The sequence below is a fragment of the Iningainema tapete BLCC-T55 genome (assembly GCF_014698965.1).
In the GTDB taxonomy this organism is placed as follows: domain Bacteria; phylum Cyanobacteriota; class Cyanobacteriia; order Cyanobacteriales; family Nostocaceae; genus Iningainema; species Iningainema tapete.
Genome location: NZ_JACXAE010000127.1, coordinates 18,435 through 42,564 on the forward strand (window position 1 = coordinate 18,435; position 24,130 = coordinate 42,564).

General features: G+C 41.0%; 26 protein-coding genes and 1 pseudogene. 16 read left to right on the forward strand and 11 right to left on the reverse strand.

Features of this window, described 5'->3' with window-relative positions:
- Positions 1-595: WD40 repeat domain-containing protein (locus ICL16_RS46545; RefSeq protein ID WP_238361199.1), on the forward strand; the 595-nt coding region annotated here is incomplete at its 5' end.
- Between the two features lie 9 nt (positions 596-604).
- Here ICL16_RS46545 and ICL16_RS42340 read toward each other — a convergent pair.
- On the reverse strand, positions 605-850 hold the full coding sequence (locus ICL16_RS42340) for a type II toxin-antitoxin system HicB family antitoxin (protein ID WP_190838287.1): 246 nt from the start codon (positions 848-850) through the stop codon (positions 605-607).
- 444 nt (positions 851-1,294) lie between these two features.
- On the opposite strand from ICL16_RS42340, the gene ICL16_RS42345 reads away from it, so the two are divergent.
- The 6 genes from ICL16_RS42345 to ICL16_RS42370 all read left to right on the forward strand — a co-directional run bounded on the left by ICL16_RS42345 (position 1,295) and on the right by ICL16_RS42370 (position 5,624).
- The gene (locus tag ICL16_RS42345) at positions 1,295-1,696 is read left to right on the forward strand and encodes a BrnT family toxin (protein ID WP_202895977.1); all 402 of its coding nucleotides are present in this window, start codon (positions 1,295-1,297) and stop codon (positions 1,694-1,696) included.
- Positions 1,697-1,818: 122 nt separating this feature from the next.
- A complete protein-coding gene (locus tag ICL16_RS42350; RefSeq protein ID WP_190838289.1) occupies positions 1,819-2,058 on the forward strand; it encodes a DUF433 domain-containing protein in 240 nt (79 codons plus the stop codon).
- Positions 2,055-2,417 (forward strand): DUF5615 family PIN-like protein, encoded by a 363-nt coding sequence (locus ICL16_RS42355; RefSeq protein WP_190838291.1) that lies wholly within the window; start codon positions 2,055-2,057, stop codon positions 2,415-2,417. The genes ICL16_RS42350 and ICL16_RS42355 overlap by 4 nt, the downstream gene beginning before the upstream one ends.
- Before the next feature lie 113 nt (positions 2,418-2,530).
- Positions 2,531-3,847: a protein kinase domain-containing protein gene (locus tag ICL16_RS42360; protein ID WP_190838293.1), complete on the forward strand. Its 1,317-nt coding sequence runs from the start codon at positions 2,531-2,533 to the stop codon at positions 3,845-3,847.
- 39 nt (positions 3,848-3,886) lie between these two features.
- Positions 3,887-5,314, forward strand: a complete 1,428-nt coding sequence (locus ICL16_RS42365) for an ABC transporter substrate-binding protein (RefSeq protein WP_190838295.1) — start codon at positions 3,887-3,889, stop codon at positions 5,312-5,314.
- Between the two features lie 13 nt (positions 5,315-5,327).
- A complete protein-coding gene (locus ICL16_RS42370) occupies positions 5,328-5,624 on the forward strand; it encodes a hypothetical protein (protein ID WP_190838297.1) in 297 nt (98 codons plus the stop codon).
- A 2-nt stretch (positions 5,625-5,626) separates the two neighbouring features.
- On the opposite strand, the gene ICL16_RS42375 is transcribed toward ICL16_RS42370, so the two are convergent.
- Complete coding sequence (locus tag ICL16_RS42375) at positions 5,627-6,304, reverse strand: response regulator transcription factor (RefSeq protein WP_190838358.1); 678 nt, start codon at positions 6,302-6,304, stop codon at positions 5,627-5,629.
- Between the two features lie 588 nt (positions 6,305-6,892).
- Here ICL16_RS42375 and ICL16_RS42380 point away from each other — a divergent pair.
- Both ICL16_RS42380 and ICL16_RS42385 read left to right on the forward strand, forming a co-directional pair.
- Positions 6,893-7,240 (forward strand): YbaB/EbfC family nucleoid-associated protein, encoded by a 348-nt coding sequence (locus ICL16_RS42380; RefSeq protein WP_190838299.1) that lies wholly within the window; start codon positions 6,893-6,895, stop codon positions 7,238-7,240.
- Between the two features lie 52 nt (positions 7,241-7,292).
- On the forward strand, positions 7,293-7,766 hold the full coding sequence (locus ICL16_RS42385; RefSeq protein WP_190838300.1) for a low molecular weight protein-tyrosine-phosphatase: 474 nt from the start codon (positions 7,293-7,295) through the stop codon (positions 7,764-7,766).
- A gap of 55 nt (positions 7,767-7,821) precedes the next feature.
- Here ICL16_RS42385 and murB read toward each other — a convergent pair whose 3' ends face one another.
- Together murB and murC are read right to left on the reverse strand one after the other, a co-directional pair.
- Entirely contained in the window at positions 7,822-8,814 is a 993-nt protein-coding gene (gene murB / locus ICL16_RS42390) for a UDP-N-acetylmuramate dehydrogenase (protein ID WP_190838302.1), read from the reverse strand.
- 135 nt (positions 8,815-8,949) lie between these two features.
- Positions 8,950-10,407: a UDP-N-acetylmuramate--L-alanine ligase gene (gene murC / locus ICL16_RS42395; protein WP_190838304.1), complete on the reverse strand. Its 1,458-nt coding sequence runs from the start codon at positions 10,405-10,407 to the stop codon at positions 8,950-8,952.
- A gap of 858 nt (positions 10,408-11,265) precedes the next feature.
- On the opposite strand from murC, the gene ICL16_RS42400 reads away from it, so the two are divergent.
- Positions 11,266-12,282: a type I glyceraldehyde-3-phosphate dehydrogenase gene (locus ICL16_RS42400; protein WP_190838306.1), complete on the forward strand. Its 1,017-nt coding sequence runs from the start codon at positions 11,266-11,268 to the stop codon at positions 12,280-12,282.
- Between the two features lie 35 nt (positions 12,283-12,317).
- Here the strand turns inward: ICL16_RS42400 and thiL are convergent, their stop codons facing one another.
- Positions 12,318-13,352, reverse strand: a complete 1,035-nt coding sequence (gene thiL / locus ICL16_RS42405; protein ID WP_190838308.1) for a thiamine-phosphate kinase — start codon at positions 13,350-13,352, stop codon at positions 12,318-12,320.
- Between the two features lie 47 nt (positions 13,353-13,399).
- Here thiL and ICL16_RS42410 point away from each other — a divergent pair.
- The 4 genes and pseudogenes from ICL16_RS42410 to ICL16_RS42425 form a co-directional block, all read left to right on the forward strand.
- Positions 13,400-13,630, forward strand: a pseudogene (locus ICL16_RS42410) (Uma2 family endonuclease); the annotation flags it as partial.
- 119 nt (positions 13,631-13,749) lie between these two features.
- Positions 13,750-14,706, forward strand: a complete 957-nt coding sequence (locus tag ICL16_RS42415; protein ID WP_190838310.1) for an SMP-30/gluconolactonase/LRE family protein — start codon at positions 13,750-13,752, stop codon at positions 14,704-14,706.
- A 10-nt stretch (positions 14,707-14,716) separates the two neighbouring features.
- On the forward strand, positions 14,717-14,875 hold the full coding sequence (locus tag ICL16_RS42420) for a hypothetical protein (protein WP_190838312.1): 159 nt from the start codon (positions 14,717-14,719) through the stop codon (positions 14,873-14,875).
- Complete coding sequence (locus ICL16_RS42425; protein ID WP_190838315.1) at positions 14,865-15,119, forward strand: peptidoglycan-binding domain-containing protein; 255 nt, start codon at positions 14,865-14,867, stop codon at positions 15,117-15,119. Before ICL16_RS42420 ends, ICL16_RS42425 begins: the two co-directional genes overlap by 11 nt.
- Before the next feature lie 144 nt (positions 15,120-15,263).
- Here ICL16_RS42425 and ICL16_RS42430 read toward each other — a convergent pair whose 3' ends face one another.
- The 4 genes from ICL16_RS42430 to smpB all read right to left on the reverse strand — a co-directional run bounded on the left by ICL16_RS42430 (position 15,264) and on the right by smpB (position 18,677).
- A complete protein-coding gene (locus tag ICL16_RS42430) occupies positions 15,264-16,370 on the reverse strand; it encodes a peptidylprolyl isomerase (RefSeq protein ID WP_190838317.1) in 1,107 nt (368 codons plus the stop codon).
- Between the two features lie 216 nt (positions 16,371-16,586).
- On the reverse strand, positions 16,587-17,288 hold the full coding sequence (locus ICL16_RS42435) for a rhomboid family intramembrane serine protease (RefSeq protein ID WP_190838319.1): 702 nt from the start codon (positions 17,286-17,288) through the stop codon (positions 16,587-16,589).
- 128 nt (positions 17,289-17,416) lie between these two features.
- Positions 17,417-18,133, reverse strand: coding sequence for a rhomboid family intramembrane serine protease (locus ICL16_RS42440; RefSeq protein WP_190838321.1), 717 nt, complete (start codon positions 18,131-18,133; stop codon positions 17,417-17,419).
- A 76-nt stretch (positions 18,134-18,209) separates the two neighbouring features.
- A complete protein-coding gene (gene smpB / locus ICL16_RS42445) occupies positions 18,210-18,677 on the reverse strand; it encodes an SsrA-binding protein SmpB (RefSeq protein ID WP_190838332.1) in 468 nt (155 codons plus the stop codon).
- A gap of 385 nt (positions 18,678-19,062) precedes the next feature.
- On the opposite strand from smpB, the gene ICL16_RS42450 reads away from it, so the two are divergent.
- A complete protein-coding gene (locus ICL16_RS42450; protein WP_190838334.1) occupies positions 19,063-19,356 on the forward strand; it encodes a WGxxGxxG family protein in 294 nt (97 codons plus the stop codon).
- 108 nt (positions 19,357-19,464) lie between these two features.
- Here the strand turns inward: ICL16_RS42450 and ICL16_RS42455 are convergent, their stop codons facing one another.
- Positions 19,465-20,874, reverse strand: a complete 1,410-nt coding sequence (locus tag ICL16_RS42455; RefSeq protein ID WP_190838337.1) for an IctB family putative bicarbonate transporter — start codon at positions 20,872-20,874, stop codon at positions 19,465-19,467.
- A 148-nt stretch (positions 20,875-21,022) separates the two neighbouring features.
- Positions 21,023-22,597 (reverse strand): GAF domain-containing sensor histidine kinase, encoded by a 1,575-nt coding sequence (locus tag ICL16_RS42460; protein WP_190838339.1) that lies wholly within the window; start codon positions 22,595-22,597, stop codon positions 21,023-21,025.
- 354 nt (positions 22,598-22,951) lie between these two features.
- Between ICL16_RS42460 and ICL16_RS42465 the strand changes: the two genes are divergently transcribed.
- A complete protein-coding gene (locus ICL16_RS42465) occupies positions 22,952-24,124 on the forward strand; it encodes a DegT/DnrJ/EryC1/StrS family aminotransferase (RefSeq protein ID WP_190838341.1) in 1,173 nt (390 codons plus the stop codon).
- The last annotated feature ends 6 nt before the right edge of the window (positions 24,125-24,130 follow it).

Consider the following 24,130-nt stretch of genomic DNA (forward strand, 5'->3'; position numbering starts at 1 on the left):
CAAAACCCTCTCTGGGCATAGCAGTATTGTCACGAGTGTGGCATTCAGTCCCGATGGCAAAACCATCGCTTCTGGCAGTACTGACAACACGGTAAAATTGTGGAATCTCCAGGGGGAGCAACTCAAAACCCTCTCTGGGCATAGCAATGATGTCAACAGTGTGGCATTCAGTCCCGATGGCAAAACCATCGCTTCTGGCAGTACTGACAAGACGGTAAGGTTGTGGAATCTCCAGGGGGAGCAACTCAAAACCCTCTCTGGGCATAGCAGTGATGTCTACAGTGTGGCATTCAGTCCCGATGGCAAAACCATCGCTTCTGGCAGTACTGACAACACGGTAAAATTGTGGAATCTCCAGGGGGAGCAACTCAAAACCCTCTCTGGGCATAGCAGTATTGTCACGAGTGTGGCATTCAGTCCCGATGGCAAAACCATCGCTTCTGGCAGTGATGACAACACGGTAAAATTGTGGAATCTGGATTTGGATGACTTACTAATACGTGGTTGTACTTGGATTTCTGGCTATCTGAAAAACAACCCCAATGTAAACAAAGATGACCGTCGCCTTTGTGATGATATCGCAAAAAGAAAGTAATGTAGCATTTCACGTCAGAGCCATTTTGTGTAATGTCAGAAATTGCGATGAGTAGAATGAGTGCTTAGCTTCAAAATTATCTGTAGGAACAGGTAAGCCGTCTTCTTCTAAAGCGGCAATGTATCCGGAGATTGCTTCTTTAATATTAGATAGAGCTTCCTTTTTTGTTTTGCCTTGGCTAATACATCCTTTTAGGCTTGGGCATTCCACCACCCAATAATCATCCTCATCTTTGTACATGATTACTTGTCTCATGTTTACTATCTAACCAGCAACTAAACAATTCTTATTGATTGTAATTATTATATTCTAATGTAGAAGAAATTACGAGGGAGACTACTGCAATTGGAAGTGGCAGTACTGGCGATCATGCTGCAATAAAAGATGCTGAAGCAGCTAAATAATTGCCTAATTCAGGCATTTCAACTTGTAACTTTAAACTAAAATACTGAACGCCTTAACTAACTAAGACGCTACACAAGAAAAGGTGAATATACGGTAAAATTAGCTGAACAGGTATTGCGCTATGCGATGTCCCTACCACCCAGTCAACAAAATAATATATACTTCTAATTTGGATAAGTATATCACCGTGACGGTAGTATGATCTTCTCGGCACGCTACGCGGTAAGCGAATCTATGTCCGCAAGGCTTTACTCTAAATCTATTTCAGAACCCTAAAGAATAATCAGAGCGATAATGCGATTTGATTGGGATAATCACAAAAGTCAACTTTTGAAGCAAAAGAGGGGATACTCCCTCGAAGAAGTCGCCACTATCTTGGCAGACGACTATGTGGAACGAATTATGAACAGAATTTCTATTGAAGAAATAGAACAAAAAATTGAAGCAGGAGAAGAAGTTATAGAGCGCTATTTTGACTCCACCACAACAAGAGTCGGAACACCTCGTCAGATGACTTCTCGAAGAAGACAGGATCTAGAAACCACAAAGGTGGAAATTCCAAGCTCTATACTCAATGAACTTGATAAAATAGCAACAGAACTCAACATTAGCCGTCAAGCTGTGATCGCAATGATGCTAAGACGTACCCTTGATGAACATTATCTTGCTAAGAAACAGATGAAATCAGAAATTTAGTGCGTTTGCCTTAGATATCGAGTTCCCCGGCACACCCTGTTTGCCGTATTGCCCCAATAAAATTCCCTTGCGCGAAGTACTATATTATAACAAAAATTAAAAGTATATTGGACAGTTAACTTATGTTAGATTTGGACAGAATTACATTTAACCCACGCATTATGGGTGGGCAAGCTTGTATTCGTGGAATGCGCGTTCCAGTTTCATTAATTCTTAATTTAGTGGCAAATGGCAAAACTGTGGCTGAAATTTTAGAAGATTATCCATATTTGGAACCAGAAGATATTCAGCAATCATTAATGTATGCTGCATGGTTGTCACGGGAGCAAGTTTTCCCGATAGTAGGTGAGAAAGCTGGATGAGATTCTTAGCAGATATGGGAATCTCACCTCGTACTGTGAATTGGCTAAAAGAAGCTGGTTATGATGCGGTACATTTGGTTGAGGAAGGTCTAGAAAGATTACCTGATGATGAAATTTTAGTAAAGGCTCGTAATGAAGAGCGAATTCTATTAACAGTGGATTTGGATTTTGGTTATTTATTGGCGGTAAGTGGGGAAACTTTACCGAGCGTAATACTGTTTAGGCTGGGGAATGAAAGTTATGAAATAATTAATGAACGCTTAGCTTTTGTGTTGAATCGTTTTGAAGAGGATTTGGTAGCAGGGGCAATTATTTCTGTAAGTAATAGTGCTTTACGTTTGAGGCGATTGCCGATGTGAATGAGATATTGTTTTATTCTTAACTTTAGACTAGGGTGGCGATCGCCCTACCACCTAGTCAACAAAATAATGTATACTTCTAATTTGGATAATTATATCACCGTGACGGTAGTATGATCTGCTGCCTTAATCCCGATTGCCCAAATCCCCAGAATCCTGATGGGACGAATTTTTGCCTGAGTTGCGGAACAGGATTAGTGCCGATACTGCGAAATCGCTACCGCATTATCGCACCGCTTGGGGGTGGGGGTTTTGGGCGCACTTATCTAGCAGAGGATCTCGATAAGCTTAATGAACAATGTGTTGTTAAGCAATTGTCGCCACAAGTCAAAGGTAGTTGGTCTTTAAAAAAGGCAACTGAGTTGTTTGAGCAAGAGGCAAAACGTTTACAACAGCTAGGAGAACATCCCCAAATTCCCACATTATATGGTTATTTTAAACAAGATAACTACTTGTACTTGGTGCAACAGTATATCAAAGGGCAAAATTTATTACAAGAGTTACAACACCAAGGAGCATTTAATGAAGCGAAAATTCGCGAACTTTTGAGTGGTTTATTACCTGTACTGCAGACGGTGCATAACTTACATGTGATTCACCGCGATATTAAGCCAGATAATATTATTCGTCGCTCACCGCCTCACCCCCAATTGGGAAGTAGAGATTTTGTGCTGATTGATTTTGGAGTGGCAAAGGCAGCAACGACAACAGCACTCGCTAAGCCAGGGACAAGTATTGGTTCCTTTGGTTATGCCCCGATTGAACAAATGCAGGTAGGGGAGGCGTACCCAGCAAGCGATCTTTACAGCTTGGGGGCAACTTGCTTTCATCTACTCACCAATATAGCACCTAGAGACTTATGGATTAAACAAGGTTATGGCTGGATTTCCCAATGGCGTCAGCACGTAAAGCAACCAATTAGCCAAGAGTTAGAGCAAATTATTGATAAATTACTCAAAGAAAACTATCGAGAGCGTTATCCCTCGGCAAAAGCTGCTTTTCAAGCTTTGAATAATCATAGTATCCCACCTGATACAATTATTGCACCTTTTCCTATTTTACCACCACAGCCACCTACTACTGTACCTGAATCATCTCCTCGCGTAGTACTAACTAGTTCTGGTAGTTCTTTACTTTTGCTAGTTTTGCTGAGTTTTTTTGGTACTGCGATCGCTTCTGGTATTTGGTTGCTAATTTTAGCTGGGTTTATTTTTGCCTCTGCCCGCCCAATTTTTGCCAAGACATATTTATTGATTATTTCCGTAATTACGACTTTAATAGTTGTATTTATATTTAAAAGTTTACCTATGCAAGCGTCTTTTCGAGGACTACTTGTCATAGTACTGAGTACTATTCTCGCTGGCTTACTAGCATTTACGCTGATAACTTTGTCACAAATCTTTAACAAATTCTTCGCTAGATATTTTTAATCTTGGGGCAATAAATTGATTGGAGCGGGGTGACTATTCATGACACAAAATAAAGAAAATGTCCGGCTTCTTGCTTCTCTCGGTGTTGCGGGAATTCTAATTATCGCTATTATTTGGATGCTTAAGGAAATTACATCTCCCCGTGAAGATTTGGCAAGATCAACACAAGCTGTAACATCACCAGCAACAACTACCCAACCATTGATCACCAATCGGACTTCTCCGATGCAAGCACGGATGAGTTTAGGTGATAAAATTTTGGTGACAGCAGACACAACGCCAGAAAAACAGGCGGGAGTGCAAGCATTTGCATCAGGTGATTATACCACAGCCCAAAATAAGTTTCAAGCATCTTTGCAAACAAATCGTAACGATCCAGAAGCATTAATTTATCTGAATAATGCCAAAATTGGTAAATCAAGAGCCATCAAAGTGGTTGTCAGCGTGCCAATTAGCAGCATACTGAATGTATCGAGAGAGACTCTGCGCGGAGTGGCTCAAGCTCAAGATGAAATCAATCAGACTGGTGGAATTAACGGAGTACCTTTGCAGCTATTAATTGCTAATGATGAGGGAGATGTAGGCATTGCGCAACAGTTAGCTACTGAGTTTGTTAAAGATTCTAGTATTTTGGCAATAGTAGGAAATAGTCGCTCTGATATATCAATCGCCACTGGAAAGATTTACAACCAAGGCGGTTTGGTGATGGTTGCTCCCACAACCCAAAGAGCTGCAACTGGTAAATACATATTTAGCGTTTCTCCTGATAGCAGCGTTTTCGCTCTGACTCTAGCTCGCCATATTACCCAAGAAGCTCAGCGAAAAAATATTGCGATTTGTGGCGATTCGACATCACCGTTAACTAAACAAAGTAGACAACAATATAGTGATTCAATTCGTCAAGCAGGAGGTAACATCACCAATACAGTTTGCGATTTCGGTGCGCCAGATTTTAACCCTAATGCTATTTTAGGTAGAGCAATCAGTGATGGGGCAGAGGGTTTGGTATTACTTCCTAGATTAGATAATATTGAACCAGCCATTAACCTCGCACGAGCAAATAGAGGTCGGCTAGGATTGTTTACTTATGGAGGGATGTATACTATTGATACTCTCAAACGCGGACAAAGGTATTTTAACGGTATGGTACTGCCAGTATTTTGGCATCCTGATGCTGTTGCTGGCAATGCCTTTACTGAAAATGCCACTAAACTATGGGGTGGCAGGGTAAATCCCCGCACAGCAACTGCTTATGATGCACTCCAAGCAATTATCGCTGGTTTGAAACAAGGAAATACTCGCTCAGGATTGCAAGTGGCTTTGTCTAATCCCAGTTTTTCTGCTTTGGGAGCAACGGGAACAATTCAATTTTCTCCTGAAGGCGATCGCAAAGGCACACCATTTCTTGTCAAAATTGAACCTGGTTCTTCTTCTGGTACTGGGTACGATTTTATGTTGGTGCAGTAGGGGAGTAGGGGAGATGAGGGCTAGAATAGAAGAGGATTTACTGTTCCTGCACCTTGAAGATGTGCCAGAATTTAAAAAAGGTGGTTCTGTGGTAAGGAATAGTTATTTTTGGGCGTTACGCTCCATTGCTGGTAGAGCCTCACGTTATCAAGATTGGGAATTTGAACAAGAGGTTTGGTTTGCACTGGCGCGGATGCTTATGTCGTTTACTGAGTCTGGTTATTTGGGTTTGAAAGAAACTGTGCTAGAATTTCCCATCTCCCAAGGGGAAATTCCCGATGTGTTACGTTCTGTTTCGACTTGGGAATAGTACTACTTCACTAATCCGTGAGTAATCGCAAAACGCACTAGTTCAGCTCGGTTACTAGTTTCTGTTTTTCTGAGTAAACTGCTCACGTACTTTTCTACAGTACGCGGACTCAGATGCAAGTGTAAACCCATTTCAGCATTGGAAAGACCATGAGTTAAAAGTTCTAATACTTCCTTTTCTCTATGGGTCAGTTCTAATATACTATGGGAATTGTCAATAGGTGATAAATGATGATGAGCTTCCATTGGTTTTGTTTGATGGAAAGCCACATTGTCTTGAGAAGAATAACCGTACTGAGATTGAATGATTTGCGATCGCTCTAATAAATTACGAATCGCTGCTGCTAACTCTTCAAGTTCAAAGGGTTTGGGCAAGTACAAATCGCATCCTGATTGGTAGCCAAGAATTCTTTCTTGAGTTTTTGTTCGTGCCGTCAATAGAATTACCGGCAATAAACGTTTTCCTGGTTGTTGACGTACTCTTCGTACTAGTTCATAACCATTCATTTTTGGCATCACAATATCAGTGACGATTAAATCAGGATGGTACTCTTCTACCATATCCAATGCCTGTTGACCATCATCAGCCATGATTACCGTGTAGCCAGACAGTTCAAGATAATCGCCGATAGACAGACGAGTACCCAAATCATCATCAACTACAAGGATTGTCAAGGGCATGAACAGTACACCCCTAGCATTTGTTACTAATAAATTTGCTTCCATGAGCACCATCAATGAGCACGAATATTAGTGCTCTTATGTTTCATACTATGACAGGATTACTAACTGAAAACTTCCTAACGGTTGATTTATTAAGCTAATCTTAAATTTAGAGCGTTATTTTTATATAATTTAACATAAATTTTCAAAATTTAACATTTTTTGCATAATAATATATTTATTTTGGTTTAAACTTATACCAAGTTCGGGCATGGCAAAAAGGCAGAGCAAAACTTTTTTTCTTCTAACTTTTGCCTTCTACCCGCTACCATGCCCGAAAGGCTTGTGAAAATTTAGAGTATTTATTTAATAAGTCTAACTTAACTTTCAGTTTGTGGTATCTCATAACACACTTGCTTTGTAATTCTTAACATATTCTTCTAGTATAAATACTTATTTGAGCCGAGTGATGTCATCCGCCTACACCCCACAACACCCCACAACAACAGAATTAAACATTTCTCATAGATAAAAAATGGGTAAATGCAATAGCGCATCTATAATTGAATTTGATTTGTTATTCAAGGCACGCTTGAACAATTAGTTATGACCGGAAAAGGACAGGGATTTAATTTTGGTTTAGGAAAAATGAAAGAACTTGCGGATGCCTTTAAAAAAGCACAACAAGTTCAAGAAGGTGCAAAACGGCTCCAAGAAGAATTGGAGCAGATGGAGATTCAAGGAGAATCTGGGGGTGGCTTAGTTAAAGTAATAGTGAGTGGAAATCAAGAACCCAGGCGAGTGGAAATTTCTCCAGACGCAGTCAAAGAAGGAGCAGATGTGCTTTCTGACCTAGTGACTGCAGCAATGAAAGACGCCTACAATAAGTCAACGACTACAATGCGGGAACGCATGGAAGAATTGACTAGTGGGCTAGAACTGCCTGGGTTTTAGTTATTGTAGAGACGCGATGTTTTTCGCGTCTGTACGAATAGAGATAAATTTTATGCCTTACAAGCTATTGTTTGTTTGCTTGGGTAACATCTGTCGATCGCCTGCGGCAGAAAACATTATGAATCATCTGATTGAGCAGACTGGATTAAGCGATGAAATTATCTGTGACTCTGCTGGTACATCAAGATACCACATTGGTAGCCCACCCGATCAAAGGATGAGTGAAGCAGCTTGGCAAAAACTGCAAATTAAACTGTGTGGCAGCGCTCGTCAGTTTAAAAAATCTGATTTTCAGGACTTTGATTTGATTTTGGCAATGGATCGAGACAATTATGAGAATATTCTCATTCTTGATCCTAGTGGACAATATAAGCAAAAAGTGCATTTAATGTGTGACTTCTGTAGCCGACACACCCTCAAGGAAGTTCCCGATCCTTATTATGGTGGTACGGAAGGGTTTAATCAGGTGATTGATTTACTGGTGGATGCGTGTGAAGGTTTGTTGAGGTATATTACTAATCAATAATGTAGAGACGTTACATGTAACGTCTCTACACAATGTGATGGGTGGAAAAAGAATGCTAAGCGGCTTGAAACTCGCCTAACATTTTAACTTCTGGTTCTAACAGAACTGACCAACGATCTTGCACTTTGTTTTGGATGTGATGAATGAGGTTAAAAATATCACCTGCACTAGCTCCACCACAGTTGACAATGAAATTAGCATGACGTTGGGCTACTTGAGCTTTACCAATTTGGAAGCCCTTTAAACCGGTTTGCTCAATCAACCAACCTGCAGCATAAGGTTTAGGATTACGGAATACACTACCACAACTGGGTAAGTGATAGGGTTGAGTATTCAAACGATGTTGTTTATGTTGCTTGGTACTGGCGATTATTTGTGCAGGATCAGCACCTGGTTGGAGTTGAAAAGTCGCAGATGTGACTATGCGTGAGCCTCCTTGTAGTAAGGATGTACGATAGCTGTAACCCAATTGTTCTTTGCTTACTGTTTCCAAAGTGCCATCTGGAGAAAGTATTTGAGCGCTAACTAATATATCTGCGATACAACTATTGTGCGCCCCTGCATTCATCACAACCATGCCCCCTACTGTTCCGGGGATACCTACTGACCATTCTAAGCCTTGCCAGCCTCTATCTGCTGCTGCCCATGCTAATCCTGGGACTGGTTCTCCTGCTGCCACTGTTAATCTACCTGTTTCTGGGTCAAAATAGGTATGGCGTAAGTGACGAGTCACGATTACTAAGCCAGATATGCCGCGATCGCTTACCAGTAAGTTAGATCCTGCACCCAATATTGTTACTGGTATTTTGTTTATACTTGCATATTTAATACTTGCTTGTAAATCTGCTAGATTTCTGGGGGCAACGCACAATTCCGCAGGTCCACCTACTCTATAAGAAGTATACCCTGCCAAAGATACTTGGGACTTGATGACACAATCAGTACCTGGTAAGTAAATTTCCTTACTTTCAGTGGAATTAGCTGCTAGATTGTTAGTTGCCAAGCTAGAAATTGTGCAGACATTTGCAGATGCCTGGAAGATTGTCATACTTTCTATGATGTGTTATTCTTTGACGTTTATACAGCGTGAAAATACGGGATTTTTTTACTCGAAGAGAAGCGTTACTTAACAAACACAAAGTATGGAAGAGCCATACTGAAGACGAGTGAAGCGTTTTCTCTTCTAAGTAGTGGCTGTTGCGGGTTGACGAAGTGTAGTAATTACTTCGGGAATCACTTGATTCAAATTGCCCGCTCCTAAAAACAATGCCAAATCTCCTGGGCGTAGAGTTTGCTGCAAATAGTCGCACACCTGAGTTAAAGTTGGTTGATAAGTTACTTGTTGGTTATGCTTGGCAACTTCTAGTGCTAGTTGTTCTCCACTAATTTGACCAAGATTTGGTTCACCTGCGCTATATATATCGGTCAGAACAACCTCATCAGCATGAGTAAAAGAAGTGGCAAATTCTGCTAAAAACGTGAGTGTACGGCTGTAGCGATGCGGTTGAAAGATTGCGACTACTCTTTGCCCTGGTTTTGCTTGTTGGCGTGCAGCGGCAAGGGTAACACTAATCTCGCTGGGGTGATGGGCGTAGTCATCAATGAATTTTATGCCATTGACTTCTCCTTTCAATTCAAAGCGGCGTTTTGCCCCTTCAAATGTGGCAAGCCCTTGAGCGATGGCGTCAAATTCTAAACCCAGTAATCTACCTACTGCTACTGCTGCTAGTGCATTACTGAGATTGTGCTTACCTAGCAAGCGTAACTTCAATTCACCTAAGGCTTTACCTCGTTCCCAGACTACAGCGGTTGTGCCATGAGCATGGTAGTCTATGTTCGTAACGCTGTAGTCGGCGTTAGTTTCATTGTCTAAACTATAACTAATACCTGGTTGGAGGCGATCGCGTACTGTCGCACAATCGATGCTACCGATGAGCGTTTTACAACCTTGAGCAAATGTTTGGAAGATGTTAACTACTTCCTCTAATGTTTCGTAATGATCCGGATGATCTAATTCTATATTGGTAATGATTCCTACGGTTGGTGTGTGTTTGACTAACGAACCATCTGACTCATCTGCTTCTGCTACCAAATACTGACTACTACCAATTCTAGCGTTACCCGACCAAGCATTTACCTCACCGCCGACTATAATCGTCGGATCAAGACCTGCTTCTAGTAGCATATACCCAATCATACTACTAGTTGTGGTTTTGCCGTGAGTTCCTGCTACCGCAATGCTGTGGTATTCAGAAATTAAAGCTGCTAATATATCGGAACGGTGAAAAATTGGGCAACCTAATAAGAGTGCTTCTTGGTATTCCAAATTACTGGTATTAATTGCTGACGAATAGATAACTTGGGGTAGTTTTTCTCGTTCTAGAGCAGACAATTCATTTTGTGACAGTAATCCAAATGGCTGAGTACCAGAAACAAAGGTTTGGAGATTACTAGCTTCTTGTCTATTAAAAATACGTGAGCCGATAGATTCCAAACGTTTAGTAATGTGGTTAGGACGAAGATCCGAACCAGATACTGGCAAATTCCGGCATTGCAACACGTATGCTAAAGCCGACATGCCTATGCCACCGATGCCAATAAAATGAAACGGCTTACCACTAAAGTCTACAGATTTTTTCATAAATCACTCCTCTAACACCACACCACACAATAACCGTAAATGACATGCGTATCATAACAGGATTTGGTTTTTTACCGATACTACCTCGCTAATCAGAATAGATACCCGATATTAAGCCAAATTTACGCATTATTCTAGCCATAACAGAAAGATTTTACCCTTGTTAGCGTTTTTTTCTCTTCATATCTGGATAATATGTTTACTATTCAAAAAATTTCTAGTCAATCGGGAAATAAAATAACGTGGATTCAAATACACATTGTCTGCTTACTAGCTAAAATTGTCTACATTTAGATGCTACAAAATTACCATTACTAATGTATTAGAGGTGGGAAAGACTGCAAAACTTGATAAATTCAAGGCATCTCACCATTCGGAGACTAGCAATTTTCGCATCGGACGTTTGAGGAGAGTGCATTGGGAACACTTACTCTTAGCCAAGACAGCTTACAGCAAGTACCAATAGAAAAGCCTTGCCAGAGCAGTACTGTATGAATGGTTGGTAGCACCCCCGATTTGAGAACGGGTATTTTAGACCAATGTGAACTTATCTGCCAGAAAGTAGAGTGACCACTGACTAAGCAGAGTACTATCATACACTGGCAATTATTGAATATACCTTTAGTAGGACTCTCGTCAAGTCTATTTGGCAATTTTGGTTGCGATCGCAAATCTCTTCACTATTTGGTCCCAGATTCTGTCAAAGTATATATTACTGACCACGAACTTTACATGGATTGAGGGAGATAATCTTTTTTTAAGAATCTAACACTTTATAGTTATAAATACTCTCCCCTTTGCGGTATGATCGGGGTCATCCAAGCATTTTAGGCTGAAATATACAGAGGGCAAGACGCTGTGATTAGAGTTGCAATCAACGGTTTTGGGCGCATCGGGCGCAACTTTGCGCGCTGCTGGGTAGGTAGAGAAAATAGCAATATCGACCTTGTTGCCATCAATGACACATCCGATCCTAGAACCAACGCTCACCTGCTCAAGTATGACTCGATGCTAGGGAAGTTAAAGAATGCTGACATTACGGCTGATGATAACTCCATCACCGTTAACGGTAAAACCATTAAGTGTGTATCCGATCGCAATCCAGAAAACTTGCCCTGGAAAGAGTGGGAAATTGACTTAATTATCGAAGCTACCGGAGTCTTTACTGCTCGAGATGGAGCAATGAAGCATATCAATGCTGGTGCTAAGAAGGTGTTAATTACCGCTCCTGGTAAAAATGAAGATGGTACTTTTGTGATCGGCGTGAATCATCACGATTACGACCACGAAAAACATAACATTATCAGCAACGCCAGTTGTACCACCAACTGTTTGGCTCCTGTTGCCAAGGTGTTGCATGAGAAGTTTAACATCATCAAAGGTACAATGACCACTACCCACAGCTACACAGGTGACCAGCGCTTGCTAGATGCTTCTCACCGCGATTTGCGACGGGCGCGTGCTGCTGCTATCAATATCGTACCTACTTCCACAGGTGCGGCAAAAGCTGTAGCACTGGTAATACCAGATCTTAAAGGTAAGCTCAATGGCGTCGCCTTGCGCGTACCTACCCCAAACGTATCTATGGTGGATTTTGTCGTACAGGTGGAAAGACCTACTATTACTGAAGAAGTCAACCAAGCTCTTAAAGATGCCTCTCAAAATCAGTTGAAAGGCATTTTAGACTATGGTGAAGAACCACTAGTATCCTCCGATTATCAAGGTAGTGATGCCTCTTCGATTGTTGATGCCAACTTGACAATGGTTATGGGTGGCGACATGGTGAAGGTGATGGCTTGGTACGATAACGAGTGGGGCTATAGCCAACGAGTTCTTGATTTGGCAGAATTAGTTGCCTCTAAGTGGAATAAGTAATCATACCACGTGTAAGGGCGAACTGCCCGCCCCTACTACTCACTAAAATGTTGAAATCCCCGACTAAGAGTTAAAACTTGGTCGGGATTTTCACACTGATGGCGTAAAATTACTGTTGACCCTTCTGTAATTGTTCCCACAACCGCAGCACCTTGACCAAGTTGCTGTACTAATGCATATGCTGGCTCTTTTGGCAAGCACAGCACTAATTCAAAGTCTTCACCACCATATAAGGCATATTTTAGTGCTTGTTCTTTTGTCAACCAATTATTGAACGCTTGAGGTAAGGAAATTTGCTCACTTTCTAAAACAGCCCCTACACCACTAGCTCGGCAAATTTGTACTACAGCATCCGCTAAGCCATCACTGGTATCCATACCAGAAATAGAAAAATGTGGTAGAGACGTCTCGGCGGGGCGTCTGTACAATTCCCAAAGAATGGGCAAAACGTCTAATCGTGGTTGGGGGCGTTGGTGTGCGCGAATTAATTCTTGAACATCGCCTTCGCTGAGGTTTTCTCGTTTTTCTGGATCCAAGAGTAAATCTAACCCAGCACCTGAAGCTCCGTGAACACCTGTAACTACAATTACGTCTCCAACAAGAGCGTTATTACGACGGATAATCCGCTGTGGATGAGCTTGACCGAAAGCAGTAATTGCTATTGTAGTAATAGGTGATCGCACTACATCTCCCCCCACAATCGGAGTATTGTACTGTTGTAAACACTTAGTTATTCCCTGGTATAATTCTTCAACCCAACTGACAAGGGTACTACCGGGAAGTCCCAGCCCCACTGTAATTCCCACTGGTGTTGCTCCCATTGCTGCTAAATCTGATAAATTAGCTGCTGCCGCCCGCCAACCAGCATCTGCGGCTGAAGTAGTAATTTCACTAAAATGGACATTATCAATTAATACATCTGTTGTCACTACCAAATATTGCCCAGGTTCTGTAGCAACTACCGCCGCATCATCTCCAACAATCTCGGCAGGACAAAAACGCTGTAATATTTTTAACAGTCTTTGTTCACCTATATTTTGAACTTGTAGGGAAGATGATTCACTGTTCACAGCAGTTTTCCCAACTTTGTACAATGATCTTAAGATATAGATACCGTCCGGATTCAGTTAAACGGGATTACCGTTATAAACGCTCTGAATATGCAGTTTTGGAAGTGCCTGAGTATTGGATTGTAGATCCATTGTCGCAGAAAATTTCCGTATTGCTGCTAGAAGAAGGGCTGTTTGAAGAAACCGTGTTTACCGACAACCAACAAATCGTCTCTCGGACTTTTCTAGATTTAGTGCTTACCGTCGAGCAGGTGTTTGCTGCTGGTAATCTTACTTAGTCTTACCTCCATGAGTTGAACTAAATAAATATAATTCTTAACTAAAATTTTAATAAAAATTAACAAAATGTTAAATTTAAACACTCAATCTGGGGGTGTACGCTCAAAAAGTTGAACCAATGCCTAAATTCAAGTACTTTTTACTGCTCCTAGCTGTGGTATTTTCATTAGTAACTTTCGATTTTGCTAGTACCAAGGCTCAAGTTAGCAGTTTTGATCGCTATATTCTTCCAGGAGACACTGTTTTTCCTGAAGGTGTTGCTTACCAACCATCAACTAACAACTTTTTTGTCAGTAGCACAACAGATGGGACGATTTTTCGCGGCAATCAAGCACAAGAATCAGCAGAAGTGTTTTTAATTGGTGGTGCTGATGGACGCACAACAGCAGTAGGCTTGAAGGTAGACGATGAAAAAGGTCGTTTATTTGTCGCTGGGGGTGCTACTGGTCAAATCTTTGTTTATGATACTCACAACGGTGAATTGTTGGCTAAGTTCAGTAACAACAAGACTCCTACATTTATTAATGATGTAGCGATCGCTCCAAATGGAGATGCTTACTTCACCGACTCAAATAATCCAATACTGTATAGGGTTTTTACTAACGAGGCAAATGAAATCGAGTTTGAAGCTTGGCTCGATTTTACTGGTACGAGTCTCCAATACTTACCTGGCTTTAACCTCAATGGTATTGCTGCTAGCAATGATGGTAAATATCTAGTAGTTATACAGTCAAACACAGGAAAACTATTTCGGATTGACATTGCCAGCAAAGAAGTTAGCGAAATTGACTTAGGTGGCGAGACACTTAACAATGGCGATGGTATTTTACTCAGTGATAAACGTACTTTATACGTTGTGCGTAATCAGCAACAGTTGATCGTTAAAGTGAAACTTTCCAAAGACTTTACTCGTGGAAAGGTAGTATCAAGCACCACAGATCCATCCTTTGCCCGCCCAACAACTATAGCCCAAGCAGGAGAAAGGTTGCTAGTTGTCAACTCTCAATTTGACAGACGTGGTTCAGGGCTGACACCAGATTTACCATTTACCGTTTCGGCTATTTCTCTTCCATAGAAGTTGTGAAATGGGCTTGTCGTTGTGGGATGGGCATCCTGCCCGTCCCTCGGATGAGGAAAGAAAAATATTACCTCTGTGTATACTAAAAAAATCCGTAATTGGTTACGGTTGCATTGAAGAAATAGTAGTAATTCAATCAAAGGAAGACAATTTTTATGCAAATTAGAGTTAATCCCACAGCTAACAAACAAATGCCAGAATTACGTAAAGGTGATACAGGTGAAGCTGTCAGATTTTTACAGAATGTTCTGGTTGCTTTAGACTATCTGAATTCAGATTTAGTCACCGGAAGCTATTTGGATATTACAGAACAAGCTGTGAGAAATTTCCAAGTTGATTATGGCTTACGTGTAGATGGTATAGTTGGCAACAACACTTGGCGCGTATTAGGTGGTTTGTTGTGGGATTAGTTTATAACTGCCATTTAAAGTAAGTTTTATAGGGTGTAGATAGCAAATCAGAAACCCGACTTCTTAGAGAAGTCGGGTTTGTTCTGAGCAAATCAGATCCCCGACTTCGTAGAAGTTGTCGGGGATCTCTGGGTATAGACAATTTTATGCTGTTTGCGGCTGGACTAAATTCTCAGCGCCTTGAATGACTTGGGCAGATTCAATTTTGTCGCCTGCCTTGAGTTTATCTAAAACCTCTTTACCTTCAGTGACGTAGCCAAAAACAGCATAGCGCCCATCTAATAAGTTACGTCCGGCGGGAGTAAGTTCTGGTTCAAATAAGAAGAAGAAAACTTGTGAAGAACCACCATTTACCTCAGTTTCTGGGCGTGCCATTGCGATCGCACCAAAAGCAGAAAAAGGCAAAACTGGCATATCGAGGTAACGACCAGCATCTTCTAGAGTAATACCGTAGGTAGGCGCTTTATCCTTTTCTGCTAAAATTTCTAAAGGAATAGCACGATATTTGCCAGTTTTTGGGTCAATAAAACCTACTTCCTTACCTGGTGGATCTCCTGTTTGCAATACATAGGATTCTTCAGAACGGGTAAATTCTAAACCGTTATAAAAACCCCGTTGTACTAAATCAACAAAGTTTCCAGCAGTGACAGGGGCGCTGTAGCCGTCTACAACCACAGTAATATCCCCTTTATTTGTTTTTATTTCTACAGTAGCACGACCTTTAAGCTGAGGTAAATTACTGTATTCTGCTGGTACTTCAAAAGGAAACGCTTTTACCATTGACTGTTCTAATTCACCAACAAGCGAGAGCAGCTTGGCTCGTTGTTGCAAAATTTGTTCCTTATCCTTACTTTTAGTCAATTCTTGCAGGGAACTTACGCCTGATTTTAACTCATCAATCAAAGTGGTTGCTTTGCTTTGACGTTCTTCTGGTATACTCGCTAATATTTTAGCTGGGTTAGAGAGAATCCGAGAAGCTTTACTCAAATCACTAGAAACAGCGCCCCAACGCCGATTAGCTCGCAGTTGAGTGGAGATATCTTCTAAAGAGGCTTGCAGTTGCCGCACAGGTTTGTTATCTATTGGCAGTGCATATCGTAACAAAGCTTGCCCGTCGGTAATAGCATTCCCAGCTGGTAGCGCTGCTCTACTATCAGGAGTCCATCCGAGTGTACTTATGGCTAAAGATAGTGTTATTAGCAGCAGTGCCAGTAGGCTGCTCTTCAGCCTAGATTGTAATATTTTGAACATGGGATGGTTCAAAGTCAGTATCAAATTGTTAATTTGGTTTAACCCATCAACAATCATCCCATAGTTTTAGCCAGAGAGTGGGGGCTAGGGGTTCCCTCTGGGGTTGGGGGCTGTGGGGGAGAATGGAGGACTTCCACCAAAAGAATTATGCGTTACCCAAAAACCTTTGTAGAGACGCGTTCGGACGAAGTCTCTACGTAATTTTCACTGCTATGTCTAATAATCATCTCGCTTAAATAAGCCTAGCAGGGGACCAAGAATTACTCCAAAGACGAAGCCGCCAATGTGCGCCCAATAAGCTACACCACCTGTTTCTACAGTCATTCTCGCTGCTTGTTGCAGGCTGGTTAAACCGGATATTACATTCTGAACAAAGAAAATTCCTATAATCCACAGTGCGGGAATGCGGATTGTGGTGACGAAAAAAAACAAGAAAATCAATGACACAACTGTTGCTTGGGGAAAGCGGATAATGTAAGCGCCCAAAATTCCCGAAATCGCACCACTAGCACCCAACGAAGGAATAGCTGAATTCATGCCAATCAACCATTGGCACATTGCCGCTAAAGCACCACAACTTAGATAAAAAATTAGGTATTTAAAATGACCTAAGCGGTCTTCAATATTATTGCCAAAAACCCATAAATACAACATATTGGAAATTAAGTGCCACCAACCACCATGTAAAAATTGAGACGTAAATAGTGTTGCCCACTCTGGTACTGGCTGATTGATAGGAATGCCGCTGAAGCTTGCACTTAACTCTCTGGGAATGACTGCGTATAGCTCGAAAAACTGCTCTAATTGCCGCTCTGATAGAGAAATTTCATGAAGGAAAACTAGAACATTCATGCCAATCAACCCATAGGTAAGATATGGAGTGATTCGCGTTGGGTTTTCGTCGTAGAGAGGAAACACAGGTGTTTTTCCTAATGATTTATAAATGCAATATAGCCTGAAAAAATGGCACAAAGGTGACAATGCCCACCAATACCTCTTGTGGTGAGCGCTGCCTACCCTTATGGCATAAAGGCACTAATTTTCTTCTAGCTATACCAAGGTTCCTTGGGTTTATCATTAAATAATCCTAACAATGGTCCGAGAATTGCGCCAAATATGAAACCCCCTGCGTGCGCCCAATACGCAATTCCACCACTCTCCATACCAATGTTCGTAGGAGTTTGGAGACTTGCAACTCCATATAAAGCTTGCTGGAGGAACCAAAATCCCAGAAAATAGAGCGCGGGAACGCGGAAGGTGGGAAAGAAAAATCCTAAAGGAATAACGCCAAGAATTTCTGCTTGGGGAAAGCGGAGAATATATGCCCCCAACACGCCTGCAATCGCACCACTTGCTCCTAAAGAAGGTATTCCCGAAGTTTGCGAGAAGTACCATTGGCTTAAAGACGCCAAAACACCGCAAGTCAAATAGAAAATTAAATATTTGACATGTCCCAACTTTTCTTCTACGTTGTTGCCAAAAATCCAGAGAAACAACATATTACCTGCTAAGTGTAAAATACCACCGTGCAAGAATTGGGAAGTAATCAAAGTTACCCATTCTGGTACTGGCTGATTTACTGGAATACCTTGAAAACTTAAGGACAGTTCTCTTGGCACTACAGCAGCTAAGTGTAAAAATCCATCTAATGCTCGTGGAGGCAGACTAGATTCGTAAATAAATGCTAAGACATTAACAGCAATTAGCCCAAATGTAACGTAAGGCGTGATTGTTACAGGATTATCATCTCGAATTGGAACCACAGGCTTATTTCCTGATTTTTTTTGCAACCTGCCTTACAATACACAAATTTGATTGCTGTTTCTTCTAACCAGTGGATTAATAATTTTTCATTGCTCTTTGCATGTCACGTTGATCTTGGCGTCGTTTGATGTCTTCTCGCTTGTCGTGGAGCTTTTTACCTCTGACAAGAGCGATAGTTATTTTCACCCACCCACGCTTAAGGTACATCTTTAAGGGTACTAAAGTCAAACCCTGCTGTTCTACCTTACCAATTAGCTTGCGAATCTCCATGCGATGGAGCAGTAGTTTGCGCGTGCGGCGCGGTTCATGGTTAAAGTATTGACCACTAGCGTTGTAAGGTGATATATGCATGTTAATTAGCCATGCCTCTCCATCGCGAAGCAAAGCATATCCATCTTGAAGGTTAACCTTGCCTGCGCGAATTGACTTGACTTCAGTACCTGTCAACTGAATTCCCGCTTCGTAGGTTTCCAGAATTTCGTACAGGTAACGGGCTTGACGGTTGTCACTAATAACTTTGAAACTTTCACTTTTGTCGCTCATCGAGAATTATTTTTGTTTCCAATATGTTGAAAAAAGCGTTTAGTTTGGCTTATTTAATCTGAAAATTACCTCAAAGGAGGTAAACCATACTAAGATTATAAGATTTATCTGCTTTTTTGCCAGATACCCGACTTCTTAAAGAAGTCGGGTATCTAGTTTGCGCATTAAGATAAATCGTTTAAATCAACACTCACAAAGCTATTAGCAAAACTGAATAACCTTAGTAAAAATCGCTCAAGCTAAGTATTACTAGTAGTTTTGAATATATAGTCTATCTGTGGCGTGAGTTTAAATCAAGCTTAGTTTATAGCTACAGATTGATTTTATTAATGTATTAGCTCTGTAAGGTAGTTAGTAAGTCAAAAACAAAGAGGAGATCAAACTTATGAAACGTAATTTGACAAAAGCTATCGGTGCTGGGGTTCTTACTTTAAGCATGGCAGTTTTACCTGCAACTCTATCTGCTAATGCACAAAATAGCGGAACTGGTACTACTGACACTGGAGCAAATACTACCACTACTACTACTACCGAAAATAATAACGATTTTGATTGGGGCTGGTTGGGACTACTAGGTTTGTTAGGTTTGGGTGGTTTGGCTGGTAGAAATCGTCGCGAAGAAGCAACCGCTTACCGTGACCCCAATGCTAGTGTTGGTACTGGTACTTACAGACAATAATATCTGATTTCATCCTAGCACAAATGCTAGAAGGATGAAATACATACATAGATTTGTTAAGCTTGCATGGTTGGTTGAAACCGGGTAATGGTTGCCCGGTTTGTTTATTTAACTGGCGTTCTTTTGATTTTGAGGTGAAGGAGTGTAGTAACTAGCAACTATACCAACCATTAACCACCACAGGGTATTGATTTCTGGACGATACCAGACAGTATCAAATAAATTATCTCCAAGTGTACCAACTAAAGAGGCGATCGCCCCCATTAACCAAAATGCTTCTACATTCCTTGATGCCCTTAACTGTTGCAATTGGGATATTCCTGTATTAAAAATTACAATTAGTAGCCAAAGAAAACTAGCTAAACCTAGTAACCCAGTTTCTACTGTCACTTCTAAAAAAATCGAGTAGGCACTTAAAGCATTGAAACGGGGAAGTTGGTAGAGAGGATAAATCTTGTTAAAAGCGCTATGCCCAGGGCCAATCCCAAGCAGTGGGTAATCAGCTATCATTTTAAATACAGCAGTCCAGACATTTTGGCGAAAATTATTACTGCTATCATTACGACCAATAAAAATACTGGTAATGCGTTCGCGCACAGGCTCAACAAATACCATCGATACCAGTAAAAATACTGTTAAAGTTCCTAATACAATCCACACAGACCAAGTGCGCCAGAAACGTGACATGTCCACGCTCCACCAATAATACAGTAACCCCAACAAAGTCAAGAGCGCAACTACTAGCCCAATCCACCCACCCCGACTTAAAGTCAGAATTAAGCAAGCACAATTAACGACAAACATTGTCCCTGCTAAAGCTTTCTTAAACCAGCTTTGCCAGACAAAAATTGCCATCAAACTGAAAACTACAGCAGGGATAAGATAACCAGCCAGCAAGTTAGGATTGCCCAAATAACTATATACTCTTGTCGTCTTAGATAAAGTAGAAGTTGGATCAACCCAAGTTGCTAACGGCGGCGCACCAAAGAACCATTGTCGCAATCCGTATACACTAACAATCAGCGATACATGTAAATAGAGTATAATCAACCAAGAGCGAAAGCGAGGCGATCTCAGCACCTTAGCACATAGAGCAAACAAAAGTAAATAGAGCGTTAAAGTGCCAAAATCTTTTAACAAACCCATTAAAGCGATCTTTTTCACTGGTGATGCTGCTGCTGCAATAGCGGAAATACCCCAAAAAAGCAAAATCGATAAGTGAATAGGGGTAAAACCAAAGGCATTTTCTCGGGCAGCTTCATCTGATAATGTCAACAGCAGCCAAAAACCCACACAAGCCACCATTAACAATGCCAGTAATTCATTTGCCACAAAAGGAGCAAGCGCATACACCAAACTGAGAAAAGCTACTGCGATTATGTCTCCCCACTGCATTAAGATACTGGTTTGACGCCAAGGGCGTAACAATCCCACAAAAGAACGGTGTAGGTAACTGGTGCGAAGATAGTCTTTGAGCGGTAAATTAGATAGCGTGAACCTTTGCCAGATTACATTCATAATATTTGTGAGCAATTAGCACAGAACACGGACATGATCATAACTGAAGAAGTTCCAAACAGGTAAAATCAACCGATGGGAAATTGCTCAGTTTTGATCAAAAGTCCATAAATTGTGCTAATTCAATCTAACTTCTACAAGTTAATGCTTAGGTATCACTGACTACTGGGTTTGTTTGCATTTTGAGCGGTAAATTTAGCACATAACGGTATCCTGATTCTTGTGAACCTTGAATAGAAATTTTTCCTCCATGTACTTCTGCCAGTTGACAGCTAAGTAACAAACCTAAACTTTCTCTCGACATAGTAGCCTGTCGCTTCAAAGAATTAGATCTGGAATTGGCAGCAAAGACATCTGAGTGAAGATTTAAGTCATGGGTTTCATCTAATGTTGAAGCCTCTGTTGGCTCTTGGTTTTCTGGATGAGTTTGGTTTGGAACATCACATGTAAACTCAAGTATGGAGGAGATGTTGAGGCGAAACAGAGGATCTATCTCCGTCATGCCGTCTCCTAACCAGGGATGGGATACCCAAATTGTAATATTGAGTGTATCTTCTTTATACGAGACGTGAATACGAACAATGCTACCAGTAGCAGAAAGTTGAATGACGCTAAAAATGAGATGATACAGAATTTGCTTAACTTTATCTTTATCTAAAGGCCAAATGCGACTGCGCCCTGGCTCTACAGACAGACGAATATCTTGTTCGCGACGGTTAGCTGCTTCTTCTAGAGTATTAATCGCCTGTTGGCACAACATTTCCACATCTACAGGAGTGAGATTTAGTGTGGTTACGTTTTCATCTAAAGCTCCTAGTTCAGAAATTTCGTTTACTAAAGAAAGTAAGTATTTGCCACTATGTTGGATAATCTCTACATATTCTCTTTGCTTAGTTGTCAAAGGACCATAAATTTCACGTCCTAAAACACTAGCCATACCTAACACAGATGTTAGGGGTGTACGTAGTTCTTGAGTTAACTGTTCCAAAAGTTGCAGCTTTAATTGATTGGTAGTAACGTTGTTTTGTAAAGACTTTGTTGATAAGTTACTAGCACTACCACTGCTATCATCTGAATTGATTTTAATTTCACTAATATTAGCCTCTGGACGGGATAAGCTAGATGATGCTTTAAGAGTGTAAGTTTTTGAGTTGGCTTGTAGCAGTCGATTGCGCTCAAATTCACTCATGCTCCATCGAGCGATAATCTGTAAAAAATCGATGTCTCGATTGGTAAAGTTACGTGGCATCAAATCCATGACTGCCAATGCACCTAAACAATTTCCTGACGCATCAATTAAAGGTGCTCCCAAGTAAGCACGAATTCCGTAATCTTGCACTAATCTACTAGTAGTAAAACCTTCTAATCCTGATAATTGGCTTGTGTCATTTATTACTAATGTTTGTGTATTTTCAACTACTTGAGTGCAAAAAGATTCTTGACGTAACAATTGTCGGCTTTGGGCTAAATGATTCATCAGTCCTAACCTGGATAATCCTACCGCTGACTTAAACCAGTGGCGTTCATGATCCACAAATCCTAGAATTGAAATTGGTGCTTCCAAAAAGTGGGCAGCAGTTTGAGTGGCTTCCTCAAAAACCGGAATCGTTTCTGGTTGCCGCAAACCTAAATCAGCCAAAGCTCTTAGGCGTCTTTGTTCTATCGTCTCTTGAACACCCCAACTGTCCTTGAGGGCAAACAATTTGTTCTCAGGCTCTACCATTGCCACCGCTACCTTGATGATGATTTTGATATTGTAATTTATATAACCACTGTCTCTGGGTTATTTGCTATTCTTCAGCATTCCCTATTTTCTGCTGAGATAAACAATTTTGCTGTAAATTTTTTTTTTCATCATAAAATACTAAGTTGTCAACGAGCAAGTATATTCAGCAATTTTACTTAAATAAACAAATTTTATAATACTTAATAAATAAAAATACTGAAGAAAGAACTTAATAAAAAATTTACAATCTCTTCATCAGGAATCTTTGCTTAAATATTAGTGATTAGTTAAAAATGTATTAAGTGAAATAAAACGTACATTTTGATACTAATAATTGAGGCTGCCCTACCTATGAGTAATATCGCTACCCGGATTCCTTTTGTAGACCTAAATTTACAACATGAGCCGATTCAAACACAACTACAACAGGCAATCCAGGCAGTCTTAGCCCAAGGAGACTTTGTGTTGGGGCAAGCATTAAAAGATTTTGAAGCCGCTTTTGCCTCTGCTTGTGGTGCTCAATATGGAGTTGGTATAGCCTCAGGAACTGATGCGATCGCTCTAGGTTTACAAGCGTGTAATATCAAACCTGATGATGAAGTAATTCTGCCCGCCAACACTTTTGTCGCCACGCTCATTGGGGTGTTGCGTGCAGGAGCAAAACCAATTTTGGTCGATTGCGATCCCCAAACAGCTTTAATTGATTTAGAAGCAGCAGCTCGTGCCATTACACCACGCACACGCGCTATCATCCCGGTGCATCTTTATGGTCAAATGGTATCGCCCACAAAGCTACTAGACTTTGCCGAAACATATCAAGTGATTGTATTTGAAGATGCAGCACAAGCACACCTAGCGGAGGCAGAAGGATTCAAAGCAGGCTCTGTAGGTACAGCAGCAGCTTTTAGTTTTTATCCCAGTAAAAATTTGGGAGCATTTGGGGATGGAGGAATGGTAGTGACAAAAAACCCAGATGTGGCAACAAAACTGAGAAGTCTACGTAATTACGGGGCTGTGCAAAAGTATGTTCATGTTGAGTACGGTACAAATAGCCGCCTGGATACAATCCAAGCCGCAGTGCTACAAACAAAACTACCGTATCTACCTGATTGGAATCGCGATCGCCACAACATCGCTCAACAGTACAATACTGAATTAGCACCCCTAATCTCAGATGGAATTATTCCCATCCTCAACCAAAGCGGTGAAGGACACATTTATCACCTCTATGTCATAAAAATTGATTCTTCAAGTCATGTCGAACGTCAGCAACTTCAGGAAAACTTGGCAGCAGTGGGAATTCAAACAGGTATTCACTACCCAATCCCCTGTCATCTCCAACCAGCTTATACCAATCTAGGTTATCAACCAGGAGATTTTCCCCACGCTGAAAAACTGGCAAAACAAATACTATCATTACCTATGTATCCTGGGTTAACCAATAGCCAAGTCAAGGAAGTTGTTGCGGCGATCGCCTCCAGTTTAATTGAACAACAACATCAAAAGCTTGTCCGCGTATCATAACTTATC